Origin of the sequence: Pedobacter sp. CFBP9032 (assembly GCF_034045265.1) — a bacterium.
In the GTDB taxonomy this organism is placed as follows: domain Bacteria; phylum Bacteroidota; class Bacteroidia; order Sphingobacteriales; family Sphingobacteriaceae; genus Pedobacter.
Genome location: NZ_JAXCWE010000005.1, coordinates 139103 through 152309, shown reverse-complemented (window position 1 = coordinate 152309; position 13207 = coordinate 139103). Strand labels below are relative to the sequence as shown.

Genomic DNA, 13207 nt, shown 5'->3' with positions numbered 1-13207 from the left:
GCTAAAATAAAACAAACAGATTAACCAGGAAGATGTTTTATGTAAAATTTAGGCTTTAAAAAACAGCGCTTTGAGTTCGCTGGCATCATCAGGATTCATTTTTCCACCCAAAACTAAGCGCAATTGCCTACGGCGTAAAGCACCATCAAAAAGTGCGAGTTCTTCTGCTGTTTCCGGAATAAGTTCGGGTACCGGGATGGTTCTGGCGCTTTGATCTAGCGCTACAAAAGTGTAATAAGCTTCATTACTTTTCAATCGGGCGCCACTTGGAATATTCTCCGCCCAAACATCTAAACGCACTTCTACTGAAGTGTTAAAAGCCCGGGTTACCTTCGCCTGAATGGTGATCACATCGCCCAGTTTAATTGGATGTTTAAAAGATACGTTGTCTACCGAAGCGGTAACCACAATTCGGTTGCAATGTTTCTGAGCTGAAATTGCCGCAGCAATATCCATCCAATGCAACAGGCGGCCACCCATTAAATTGTTTAGTGTGTTGGTATCATTCGGCAACACCAATTCATTCATAATGGTAAAACTTTCTTTGGCAAACTTATTTTTCAGACTCATAATTAAATGCAAAAGTAATTAAAAAGCTTGAGGTTAAAGAAGAATGGTTAGGAGTTTAGAAGGTTATAAGGGGTAGGGAAATGGAGAATAGGAAACAGGAAATGAGGAATATGCAATGGATCATGAAAACGAAAGAAGACGAATAAGAAAATAGTGGTTTAGCGCAGTATGGAGGGAGGAAATAAAAGGATGTGTTAACCAAGTTGCCCGCTGAATTTAATTCAGCACCTTATTTATTTCAACAGAATAAAGCATAGCTGCTCGCTTAAATCATTTTCCCGCAGATTAAGAAGATTTCCGCAGATGCGAGCGGTTAAAATCTGCAGTGTTCATTTAGATTTGCGGAGCCAACTTTTGCATCATGCCGGAGAACGAATCTTCGAGCAGATTCATGATAGCGGGGAGGCAAAACGACGCCATCTCATTTGAAATTCTTAGAATGAGATGGCTTTAGCAGATGAAAGATCTGCTTCGCGAAGACGAATTTTAACAGATCCTACAAAAAGGCATCTTCTTTACGATAAGCCGAAATCACCGCCAATTCTCCTTCCTTTCCACTTTTTGAATTTCCATGTTCCATACCCATTACCCCTTTATAGCCTTTTTTATGGAGGTGACTAAATAAGTTTTTATAGTTAATTTCTCCTGTTGTCGGTTCTTTCCTGCCGGGATTATCCCCAATCTGGATATAAGCAATCTCATCCCAGCAACGATCGATAGTTTTAATTAAGTCGCCTTCGGTACGTTGCATGTGGTAGATATCATATAAAATTTTACAAGCCGGACTTTGCACCGCTTTACATACTGCGTAGGTTTCGTTAGTTTTTTGAAGAAACAACTCTGGCGTATCGCTTAAGGTTTCCAACACCATAATTAATCCGTGAGGTTCGAAAATCTCTGCACCTGCCCGCATGGCATCTATAATATTAGCGAACTGATTGCCGTAGGGTAAATTGCGTTCATAAAACCCCGGAACTACGGTAAGCCATTTGGCATTGCAACGTTTGGCCGCCTCTACAGATTTCTTACAGGTTTCGATAAACTTATCCTTAAATTCTTTCTTTCCGGTAGCTAATGAAGTTTTCCAGTTGTCGCCACTATCTACTACGAAAACGCCCATCCTCATGCCCAATTTTGACAACAATTTTCCGATTTTCTCCTGTTCTTCCACAGATCGGTTCAGGTAACCATTATCCTCGATGGAGCGAAAACCGCTATCATACATAAATTGGATCTGATCAAGAAAGTTTTTGCCTGCATGGTTTTCAAACATGCCCTGATGCGGAGCGTAGTCCAGGTTAAAAACCTGATCTGCCACTACCGGAGAAGGTTTTTCGGTAGCAAAAGTATTGGTAATGCCTGCGCCAGTAGTAATTGCACCTGCAGTAAGCAGGCTATTTCTTATAAATTCACTTCTTTTCATTAATCAATTTTTGAAAGGTAAATTCCATTTTAGTTTTTCAATATTCTCTTAAACCCTGTGCTCAAGGTATCAGCAATGCTGCCATCTTTTTTATGGTAAACGAAATAAGCTTCCAGGGTTTTTCTCTCTTCTACAAACTTCAAGGCTTCATTAAGGTGCATGCCCATTAAAGCGTTATCGTAACCATCTGCCGTAATGGCATCAGCTGCATAAACCGTTACACTAATCATTTCATTATCCAGTGGATAGCCTGTTTGCGCATTCATCAGATGGGAGATTTTTTTCTTTCCATTCTGGTGAAACTTTCTGTAATTGCCCGAAGTAGTGATGGCTCCTTTATTCAAAAGCGCAACATGCCTGATGGCAGGTTCATCATTTTCATCAGGTCCTTCGATTCCGATTTTCATCGGAGTTCCATCTGGCTTCGGACCTGCGATTCTGATTTCTCCGCCCAGTTCTGCCACATAACTTTTAATGCCCTTTCGGTTAAGGTATGCTGCAATCAAATCAACGCTGTAGCCTTGCGCAATACCATTTAAATCAATTTGGATACAGGGTTTTGTTTTAATGAGTAAACCCTTTTCCAATTTTAGATGCTGCGTACCTACACAATTTAAAATCAATTTTATATCCTTTTCGCCTGGCGTAGTCGTTGTCGCCTTTGGGCCGAAACCCCAGGCTTGAACCAGCGGCGCTACAGTGATATCAAATAGGCCTTTCGTATCGGCATTAATCTCGAAACTTCTTTTCAGCACATCGTTTAAAAACCGATCTGTTTTAATTTGCTTTTGGGCTGCATTAAATTGGTTGATGATTGAACCTTTTCGATATAAAGACATGGATTGATCAATCATATTTAACAGGCTATCAATGCTGCTTTTTGTGGCTATACTATCCTCAGCGTAATACATAATCGTATAATCTGTTCCTTGTGCAAAACCTTTAATCTTGAATTGTTTTATTTCTTCCCGAGGGAAGAAAGCAAAGATTAAGGGTAGGCAAAGGAACAGCAACTTATACATGATCGATTATAAAACTTTGGTTTTGCCTGGCATCGGGATGGGATAAAGTCCGTTTTCATCTGGCATTATCTTCGGATTAGCATCCCAGGCGAAACGCTCCGGCATGAGGCTGTTGTTGGCGGCCAGGGCTTCATCCCACTTAATGGTTTGGCCAGAATAGGTGGCATAGCGCCCCATAATGCCCGAGAAAGTGGTGGTTGCACCATAATCGGCATTCGTGAATTTATATTCGCCTTTTGATATGGCATCGAACAGTTCATCATGCTCGGTTTGATAGGGGTTTGCATTTCCTTTCGTATTGTGGCTATAAATCTCTTTTCCTTTCGCATCATAAATAATGGCCTGGTTTCCACCTGATAAGTAAACTTTGCCTTTTGTACCCTGGAAAGTTTCATCAACCCGGTTGGTGGTACCCTCAAAATGCCTGCACTGGCTATAAACTACTACGCCATTAGGATAAGTAAATTCATTGGCATGGTTATCGTAAATTTCGCCATAATCTTTGCCTGTACGCCAGGCCCGGCTTCCGGTTCCCTGCACAGAAAGTGGGTTTGATCCGGTAATCCAATTGGCAATATCAATGTTGTGAACGTGTTGCTCTACAATATGATCTCCACATAACCAATTAAAATAATACCAGTTACGCATTTGATATTCCATTTCGGTTTGGTTTGCTGTACGCGGGCGCACCCAAACGCCACCGCTGTTCCAATACACCTGACCAGAAACAATATCTCCAATGGCTCCATCTTGAATCCGTTTCATGGCTTCACGATAATTGCTTTGATATCTTCGCTGCAAACCCACCACCACGTTAAGCTTTTTCTTTTTGGCTTCTTCTGCTGCGGCCAATACCTTTCTGATCCCCGGCGCATCTACCGCCACCGGTTTTTCCATAAACACATGTTTGCCTTGTTTCACCGCTTCTTCGAAGTGAATAGGTCTGAAGCCCGGAGGGGTAACCAGTAATACTACATCTGCCAGTGGAATTGCTTTTAAGTAAGCATCGAAACCCACAAACTGCCGTTCTTTCGGAACATCCATTTTTGCAGCAAATTTGGTGCTTAAAGATTGATAGCTGCTGTCTAAACGATCCTGGAAAGCATCGGCCATGGCCACCAATTTCAAATTGAACTTTGTGCTTAAAGCTTGAAATGCTGCCCCTGTTCCCCTGTCGCCACAACCAATCAGCGCAATCTTGATCTCATCGGTGCCAGATGCATAAGCACCGGCAAGCGGAATGCTACTTAAAATTGCGCCACCAGCCAATAGGGCAGAGGCCTTCAGGAAATCTCGTCTTTCGTGTGCGTTTGGTTCTTTTTTCATAGTCGGTTTATATCGGTTCAATAGGTAAGGAGTGTTAAAAATCTTTTATAGGTTGTTTGTTGTAGTAGTTGTCAATTTCCGCTTTGGAGGGCGTTTTAACCGGACGCACCAGTCGCATGCCTACAAATGGCGCTTCTGGAAACCACCAGTTGCTTTTGGGAATTTGCGGATCAAGTTGTTTCCATGATGGATCGGAAGCCAGCCTTACTGTTGAAGTGATATTCGCTAAGGGTTCATCAAAAGAGCCGCCGCGAACAGCATTGGGATATAATTTATCAGGTATAGCCACCGGATTTACGGCAACCTTCGATTGATCTCTGGAATAGAAATCAGCAAAATACTGATCGTAGGTCCATTCGCTTACATTTCCATGCATGTCAAATAATCCCCATGCGTTGGGTTTCTTTTCGCCTACCGGATGGGTTTTATTCTCACTATTATCTTTGTACCATGCGTAGTCTTTCAAACTGGCGGCATCATTTCCGAAAGAATAGTTGGTTGTTGTACCAGCTTTGCAGGCGTATTCCCACTCGGCCTCTGTGGGTAAACGATAGAAAACACCGGTGCGTGCATATAGCCATTTGCAGAATTGGATGGCATTGTACTGCGTCATAGCCACGGCGGGCTGGTGTTCTTTGCCCATGCCAAAAGTCATGTCTAGGTATGGTTTTGTAGGTCTGGTTACGGCATCTACCTCAGCAGGAATAGGTGCAATACTGGCTTGTTTCTCGTAATCCCGATAGAGGAAAGGTTCAAAAATATCCCAGGTAACTTCGTGTTTTCCTATCCAGAAAGCATCGAGTTTTACCTCATGAACAGGTTGTTCATCTGGCTTTCCGTTTTTATTGCCCATTTTGAAAGTGCCAGCGGGAATTGCCTGCATCTCGAAACTCAGTTTGGTTCCGTTAATAGATTGTGTATAAGCTTTAGAATCTTGAGCAAAATTTTGCCCCGGAGCACTGATGATTAATGCAAATGCAAAAATTCTCTTCAACATAAAATTGGTTAGATATACCTGCAGGCAGGTGTTTGGTCACTTAGTAATCTGATTACTAAGATAATTATCCGATCTTAAAATGAAGAAAATTTATGTAACAATGAAGGTATAGATGGCAATTATTAATCTGATAAATGGTTTATTTCCGGTCGGTTTTATTGTTACTCAAATTACTATAACCTACAAGCGTATCCCAACGGGCGCCAGGTCTTCTATAATAAACAAAAATCTGATAACTGTTTTCAGTCTGAAAAAAAGAACCTTCGAAGGGTTGAGTTTCTACGGTATTCGTATCAGTGTTTAGCCAGGCATATTCATAATCATATAAGCCTTGTTTAAGTAAAATAGTGGCATAAAACTGCTTTCTATTGGCATCGTAAAGTAATTTGCTGTCTTTATTCAGTACATAATTATTGAAACGACCAACTACATAGGCTTCGCCATTTGTATTGGGTGCAGCAGCATTGAGTGTAAAAAGGATATCAGTGTATTCAGCTTCTGTTTTATCATCTCTGCCTTCAGTATTGCGGATGAAGTAGTTTCCATTTTCATCAAACTGATTTCCAAAAGCGCCAGTGCTTCTTGGTGCATCCTGGAAGAGCATCACATTAACGGTTTGATTATCACGATAAATATCTTTTACGTTCTCAGCTTTATAACGCAGGCTTCGGGTATCAAACTTCCTGAACTCATTATTTCCCGGAAAATCGTTGGTATTGATGTCATTGTAAACCAGTTGATTTGGGCGTACAAAAGCGGGGCGGGTGTTTAGCGTAGCTGTATTCGGATTGAAATTTTGCATCACCACTGCTTTAATATCCTGGTAAGGATTTGCGATAGACATACTGTGGTTAATGCTGAAGTTAATTTTTTGTTTGGCATTTCTGTCGGTTACCTGCAGAGGATTGGTGATTTCTGCAGCTACCGCCACCTGACTGTCGAGAATATAAAAGCGCTGAGAAATGACAGGTTTATTTTTATCGCTATCGAGGTAGACCTTCAACACATAATTTCCGCTAATTTTAGGTTGAATCTGTGTATTAGGTAAGCTCACTTCATAATGGGTATATTTTCTGGTGGTATTGGAGGAGTAGCGGTAATCGATAATCCGGTCGTCATTAAACCCATCTAAATAGTCTGTTGTTGAAATTCTGGAAGGTTGCCAATCTGACGTACAATGCTCAATGGTGTACCAGTAGTTCTTAGTTCCACCTAATAAATCATCAAAAGACAATATAATTTTTTCTGCTGAGTTGAGCGTTATCAGGGGAATGCTTTGCTCTTTTGTACTGTTGTAGCAGAGAACTGTTTTAATATTGGGAAGATAAATTTTATTCTCGTTGGTGAAAGATTTATCGTTTTGTGCAAATAGTAATGTAGGCAGAAGAAGAAATAATACAACGATTGTTTTATGCATGGTTAAAGCTACATAGTATTCAGCAGAGATGAAAAGGATTGGAGGAGATATTTTTTGGAAGAAGAGGTTGGGTTAAATGGTTAGCGGTTTAGAAGGTTAGGGGTTAGTATGCCTCCGGGAGAAATTCTTGCAGATCATCTTCCTGAACTCGATTCAGGATCTTGGTTAGAATAGTTTAGACGTTATGCTATTTAACCCAGATCCGTGGTTAAAATTACCCCCTTCCCCAAAAACAAAAAGCCACAGAAATAATTCCGTGGCTTCTGCAAATATCTTGAATCTGTTATCCTTCCAGCTCCATAATTTCTGCAGCTAAAGTTTCCCATTTAGCCTGGTGCTGATCCAGATCTTTTTTAGCGGCTAAGTAACGTTTGTTTGCTTCGGCTAATTTATCAGCTTTTCCATAAACATTCTCGTCTGCCAGTTCTGCCTCAATTTGCTTAACAGCTGCTTCGAATTCAGAAATGGAAGTTTCAATTTTCTTCAGTTCATCATTCAGTTTTTTTAACTGATTGGCGGTATTCGGCGTAACTGGTTTTGGTTCTTCTTTCTGCTTTTCAGGCATTTTCACCGGAATGGGTTTTGAAACAGGAATTTCGCGCTTGCTATTCCATTCTTCATATTCCGCGTAAGTTCCAGGATATTGTTTGATTTTTTCTCCTTCGATGAACCAGATTTTGTTAGCCACATTGTCTAAGAAATACCTATCGTGAGATACCGCAATGAAAGTACCTTCAAATTGCTGTAAAGCCTGGATCAAAATGTTAACCGACTGGATATCCAGGTGATTGGTTGGCTCATCCAGAATCAGGAAGTTCGAATCTGTGGTTAACGATTTTGCTAAAGCCACACGAGATTTTTCTCCTCCGGATAATACTTTAATTTTCTTAAATACATCATCACCGGTAAATAGGAAACAACCTAAAATACCACGCAATTCGGTATCTGTATGTTTTGGCGCGAAGGCCTGCAACTCTTCTAAAATGGCATTGTCCAGGTGAAGTGATTCTAACTGGTGCTGTGCAAAGAAAGTAGTGGTTACATTATGACCCGTTTCGCAGAAACCATCAAATTTTTCTGCACCGGCAATCATTCTCAATAGGGTAGATTTTCCTTTTCCGTTCGCACCAATCAAGGCAATTTTATCTCCTTTTTCAATCACGGCTTCGGCATCTTCCAGAATGTGAACATTCGGATAATGTTTGGTCGCATGCTCAATCCGCACCACGTGGCGGCCGGAAGGTTTAGTGAATTTGAAGCTGAAGTTTACCGTTGGGTTATCATCATCAACATCATCCACACGCTCCATTTTATCAAGGGCTTTCATGCGCGATTGCGCCATTTTAGCTTTTGATGCTTTGGCTTTAAAACGTTCAATTAAACGCTCTTCCTGTTTAATTTTGGCTTGCTGATTTTTAAACTCACCTTTTTGAATTTCGCCGCGTAAAGCTTTTTCCTCTACGTAGAAGCTATAATTTCCGGCATAAACATTTAACTTTCCTTTGCGGGATTCTACCGTACGGTTTACAATTTTATCTAAGAAATACCTATCATGAGATACAATTACAATCGCACCTTCAAAACCCATTAAATAAGTTTCTAACCATTTAATGGAAGGTAAATCCATGTGGTTGGTCGGCTCATCCAGTAATAAGATATCTGGCGTTTGCAATAGAATCTTAGCCAGCATTACCCGCATTCTCCAGCCTCCGGAGAAAGTATTTAACGGGCGTAACTGATCAGCTGTGCTGAAACCTAAACCCGCCAGAATTTCATTTGCTCTGTATTCGATGTTATAACCATCCAAAGCTTCAAATTCCTGCTGTTTATCACTCAGTTTATATAAAACCTCTTCACTGTAATCAGTTTCAATCTTTTTTAGTAATTCTTCAATTTCATCATGAAGCTGATTTTGGCGCTCGAAAGCTTCCATGGCCACATGTAAAATGCTATGATGAGATTCATACGATAGTAAATCCTGGTTCAGGTAGCCAATTTTTAAGTCTTTAGACATAGAAACCGTTCCCGAAGTCGGAGCGTATTCACCTACAATTATTTTTAAAAGTGTCGATTTTCCCGTTCCGTTTGCCCCGATCAATCCGGCCCTATCGCCCGGTTTAATATGCCAGTTTGCTTCGTCGTATAAGGCTCTTGAGCCAATCAGGAATGTTAAATTATTTATTGAAATCATTTCGGCTGCAAAAGTACGAATTTTAAAGGCTTTTTTTAGTTTCAAAATAAAATAGAACCGAACTCAAATTTCCTGACGTTTTCCTGATGATTAAAGATGTTGTATCAACTAACTTATCCCGCACTTGGGGAGCCTATCTATGTTCAATTCAGGAAAGATAAATGAACTTGTTTTGTACAGCATATCAATAGCAGAGGAACGAGCAATCTTTTGCTGAATGATGTGTTATAGATACTGTTGCCAAAGATAATGTTCAGATAAAATAATATACTTTTAGCCATAATTATAAATAGATGAATAACGAAAATATTAAAATAGTCAGTAAAGAAATTCTTTCAGATAACTGGTATACCTTAAGCAAGATCACCTTCCAATACAGCAAAAAAGATGGTACAGTAGAAACCCAGAGTCGTGAGGCTTACGACAGAGGGAATGGCGCCACTATTCTGCTTTACAATAAAGCTTTACAAACGGTTATTTTAACGAGACAGTTTCGACTGCCAACATACCTGAATGGAAATGAATCGGGAATACTGATCGAAACCTGTGCCGGACTTTTAGATCAGGATAATCCTGAAACGGCTATCAAGCGCGAAACGGAGGAAGAAACGGGCTATAAAATTACAGATGTTAAAAAGGTTTTTGAAGCTTATATGTCTCCAGGCTCAGTTACCGAAATTTTGTACTTCTTCGTTGCTGAATATTCGAAAGATATGAAAGTGAGCGAAGGAGGAGGCCATCATGAAGAGCAAGAGAATATTGAAGTGTTAGAAATGCCTTTTGCCGATGCCGTTAAAATGATTTCTACTGGCGAGATAAAGGATGGCAAAACAATTATGCTGCTTCAATATGCGCTGCTTAATCAATTATTTGAACAGTAGCATTTAACATCGCCATGGGTTTCAACCCATGGCGATAAATAATATCGCTGCCACTTGAAACGGTCAGCTTTGATTCAAATAAACATCAAATAAATTTTGAAAAAAGTAAAAAGTACTTACCTTTGTACTGTAATAAAAATAATTACAGAATGAATAGCAGGTTTCCAGTTTCCCTTCATATCCTTACTTTGCTTGATGGTGCGAAAGGGGAGGTGGTGAGTTCTGATTTCCTGGCTGGGAGTATTAATATTAATCCGGTTCTGGTAAGGAAAGAGATTGTAAACCTACGCAAGTATGGTTTCGTAGAGAGTAAGGAAGGAAAGGGTGGAGGATCTTTTTTAGCGAAGCACGCAGGTGAGATTAACTTAGGCGACGTTTATAAAGCGGTGAGATCGGATCATATTTTGGGTCAGAATAAGAATGAACCTAATCCAAAATGCCCGATTGGGCGACAAATTAACGAACATTTACTCAGCTTATATAATGATGCTGAAAAGGCCTTAATTGAAAACCTGTCGAAGCAAACCCTGGCAGATTTTGCCCAAAAATTTAAATAGGTTTTTTTTAAACAAAACTGTAATAAAATTTATTACAATATAACAAACATAAATTCAAATTAAATTTAAACATTATGAAAGTAGCATTAATAGGTGCCTCAGGATTTGTAGGCAAAGCCCTTTTGAATGAGTTGGTAAGTCGTGGAAATGAAGTAATTGCTATTGCCCGCGATACGGATAAAATTGAAAGTACTGATGAAAAAGTGACTAAAGTAGCTGCTGATGTATTGAATACTGAAGCATTAGCTGAGGCTTTGAAAGGTGCAGATGCTGTAGTGAGCGCATTTAATCCGGGTTGGTCCAATCCAAACCTTTACCAAGATACCGTTGCAGGGGCGGAGGCTATTCAGGCAGGCGTTAAGTCATCTGGTGTAAAACGCTTTATTTTTATCGGCGGTGCGGGTACTTTGCAAATAGACGGTAATCAGTTGGTAGATGGACCGGATTTTCCTGCAGATATTAAACCTGGTGCCACTGCTGTTAGGGATTACTTTAACACATTAAAAAAAGAAACTGATCTGGACTGGGTATTTTTTAGTCCGGCAATTGAAATGCATCCGGGTATTACCATTGGCCGTACAGGTAAATACCGTTTGGGAAAAACTACTCCGGTTTTTAATGAAGAAGGTCGCTCAATTTTATCTGTTGAAGATTTATCTATCGTAATTGCTGATGAATTGGAGGATAACGCACATCATCAAGAGCAGTTTACAGCAGCATACTAAAAAATACAAAATATCAGAAAAGTGATGATGTAGTGTTGAGGATGGGATAATTGATTAGCCAATTTCGATATTACATCATCCCTTATTTCTATATTTTATTTATCTTCGTTGCATGTATCGTCTTATCAAACCAATATTCTTCAAATTTGATCCCGAAAACGTACACTATTTTGTAGTTAAACGGCTCAAATGGTTTAATGATAAGTTCCCATTAGGTAAAACCATTATTCGAAGCAGTTTCGATATCAACATTAAGGGGTTAGAAAAAGAAGTTTTTGGTATTAAATTCAGAAATCCGGTTGGATTAGCTGCTGGCTTCGATAAAAATGGCGAATATGTTGAAGCACTGAGTAATTTGGGTTTCGGTTTTGTAGAAGTGGGTACCGTTACGCCGATGCCACAGCCAGGAAATGATAAGCCAAGAATGTTTCGGTTACCAAACGATGAAGCTTTAATTAATCGGATGGGCTTTAACAATAAAGGAGTTGATGTAATGGCAGAACGTTTGCGGTTACTGAAAGACAGACATCCGGAAATTGTAGTTGGCGGAAACATCGGTAAGAATAAAGCAACACCAAACGAAGATGCGGTGAGCGATTATATTAAATGTTTCGACAGACTTTTTGATGTGGTTGATTATTTCGTAGTGAATGTAAGTTCTCCAAATACGCCAGGTCTTCGCGAATTGCAAGAGAAAGAACCACTTAAAAGAATCCTAAATACTCTTCAGCAACGAAACCGTAAGAATGACATTTCCCGTCCCATTTTATTGAAAATCGCACCCGATTTAACGAATGCACAATTAGACGATATTATTGAGATTGTTGCTGAAACAAAAATTGCGGGTATCATAGCAACCAACACCACAATTAGCAGAGCTAATTTAGCTACTGAAAAAGTTTTAGCAGGAGAAATGGGCGGCCTAAGTGGCAGACCTGTTAAGGAACGCTCTACCGAGGTGATTAAATACCTTTCAGAGAAATCGAACAAAGCCTTCCCGATTATTGGAGTAGGTGGAATTCACTCACCAAAAGATGCTCAGGAAAAGCTAGATGCTGGAGCTTGTTTGGTACAGTTGTATACTGGCTTTATCTACGAAGGACCAGGCCTCATCAAATCGATTTGTAAATCATTAATAAAGAAATAACGTCTAATCATTCAGCGTTTAAATGGCCAGGTTATTTGTTTAAATTTTTAGGCTTTTTATGTTAGCTTATATCGTTTTAATTTTTTCCAATCCTTCCTGGAATTAATTAAAAGCAATTGCCAAATCACTTGTCAGAAACTTACTCAGGATCTAACAAGTAAAATTGCAATGTTAAATAATACAGGTCTCTACCAGGGGCTTACTTCTGCTTCATCTTCTATATCCTTACTAAAAAATTTGCCCGTAGGCGCATTATCTGGCGTAAGTGTATGTTTAACAATAAAGGCAGCCGCATCTTCAACCGTTCCGGGGCCGCTATGTTGGTTAAAATCTGTTGCAGTATAACCCGGATCAATTGCATTTACCTTAAATGGTGAATCCTGAAGTTCGTAAGCGAGCAGAATAGTGTAGGTATTCAAAAGTGCCTTTGAAGGAAAATAGCTGGCCAACTTTACATTATAATATTTCCAGCTTGGATCGCTATGTAAGTTAAGTGATCCTAAACCAGAAGTAATATTACTAATCCGGGGTTGATCAGACTTTTTTAGCAACTCCATAAAAGCTTGCGTAACTCTGATTGTACCATAGTAATTCGTATCAAATACTTCCTGAATATCTGAAATAGATGTAGTTAAAACATTTTCTGGGAAGCCTTTGCTGATACCCGCATTGTTAATTAGAATATCTAATTTGTTTTGCTCTTTTTCGACAATGTTTTTAGCTTCCAAAATAGAATCTGAATTGGTTACATCTATCTGAATTGCCTGGAGATTTTGGAAGCCTTCCTTTTTCAATTCTTCTACAACTGACTGGCCTTTTTTAAGATCTCGGGTTCCTAAATATACAAATAATCCTTGTTGAGATAATTGTTTTGCAGTTTCTAAACCAATACTTCTATTGGCACCTGTAATTAATGCTGATTTCATTTTCAATTTTTTTAGTAATGATGTA

11 protein-coding genes and 1 pseudogene are annotated in these 13207 nt (G+C 39.6%); 4 read left to right on the top strand and 8 right to left on the bottom strand.

Annotation, left to right across the window (positions count from 1 at the left end; genetic code table 11):
* Window positions 1-48: 48 nt before the first annotated feature.
* From SOM16_RS11310 to SOM16_RS11280, 7 genes are all read right to left on the bottom strand, one after another.
* Entirely contained in the window at window positions 49-570 is a 522-nt protein-coding gene (locus tag SOM16_RS11310) for an acyl-CoA thioesterase (protein ID WP_320464115.1), read from the bottom strand.
* 496 nt (window positions 571-1066) lie between these two features.
* Window positions 1067-1993, bottom strand: coding sequence for a hydroxypyruvate isomerase family protein (locus SOM16_RS11305; RefSeq protein ID WP_320464114.1), 927 nt, complete (start codon window positions 1991-1993; stop codon window positions 1067-1069).
* A 29-nt stretch (window positions 1994-2022) separates the two neighbouring features.
* Complete coding sequence (locus SOM16_RS11300; protein WP_320464113.1) at window positions 2023-3015, bottom strand: FAD:protein FMN transferase; 993 nt, start codon at window positions 3013-3015, stop codon at window positions 2023-2025.
* 6 nt (window positions 3016-3021) lie between these two features.
* A complete protein-coding gene (locus tag SOM16_RS11295; RefSeq protein WP_320464112.1) occupies window positions 3022-4341 on the bottom strand; it encodes a Gfo/Idh/MocA family oxidoreductase in 1320 nt (439 codons plus the stop codon).
* Between the two features lie 34 nt (window positions 4342-4375).
* Window positions 4376-5338 (bottom strand): formylglycine-generating enzyme family protein, encoded by a 963-nt coding sequence (locus SOM16_RS11290; protein WP_320464111.1) that lies wholly within the window; start codon window positions 5336-5338, stop codon window positions 4376-4378.
* Between the two features lie 139 nt (window positions 5339-5477).
* Window positions 5478-6755, bottom strand: a complete 1278-nt coding sequence (locus tag SOM16_RS11285; RefSeq protein WP_320464110.1) for a DUF5103 domain-containing protein — start codon at window positions 6753-6755, stop codon at window positions 5478-5480.
* Between the two features lie 283 nt (window positions 6756-7038).
* Window positions 7039-8946: an ABC-F family ATP-binding cassette domain-containing protein gene (locus SOM16_RS11280; RefSeq protein WP_320464344.1), complete on the bottom strand. Its 1908-nt coding sequence runs from the start codon at window positions 8944-8946 to the stop codon at window positions 7039-7041.
* Window positions 8947-9239: 293 nt separating this feature from the next.
* Here SOM16_RS11280 and nudK point away from each other — a divergent pair, with 293 nt between their 5' ends.
* The 4 genes and pseudogenes from nudK (at window position 9240) to SOM16_RS11260 (ending at window position 12256) form a co-directional block, all read left to right on the top strand.
* Complete coding sequence (gene nudK / locus SOM16_RS11275) at window positions 9240-9827, top strand: GDP-mannose pyrophosphatase NudK (RefSeq protein WP_320464109.1); 588 nt, start codon at window positions 9240-9242, stop codon at window positions 9825-9827.
* 149 nt (window positions 9828-9976) lie between these two features.
* Window positions 9977-10384: an Rrf2 family transcriptional regulator gene (locus SOM16_RS11270; RefSeq protein ID WP_320464108.1), complete on the top strand. Its 408-nt coding sequence runs from the start codon at window positions 9977-9979 to the stop codon at window positions 10382-10384.
* A 56-nt stretch (window positions 10385-10440) separates the two neighbouring features.
* A pseudogene (locus SOM16_RS11265) lies at window positions 10441-11109 on the top strand (NAD(P)-dependent oxidoreductase); the annotation flags it as partial.
* Window positions 11110-11221: 112 nt separating this feature from the next.
* Window positions 11222-12256, top strand: coding sequence for a quinone-dependent dihydroorotate dehydrogenase (locus tag SOM16_RS11260; RefSeq protein ID WP_320464107.1), 1035 nt, complete (start codon window positions 11222-11224; stop codon window positions 12254-12256).
* A gap of 188 nt (window positions 12257-12444) precedes the next feature.
* Here the strand turns inward: SOM16_RS11260 and SOM16_RS11255 are convergent, their stop codons facing one another.
* Window positions 12445-13182, bottom strand: a complete 738-nt coding sequence (locus tag SOM16_RS11255) for an SDR family oxidoreductase (RefSeq protein WP_320464106.1) — start codon at window positions 13180-13182, stop codon at window positions 12445-12447.
* Window positions 13183-13207: the final 25 nt, after the last annotated feature.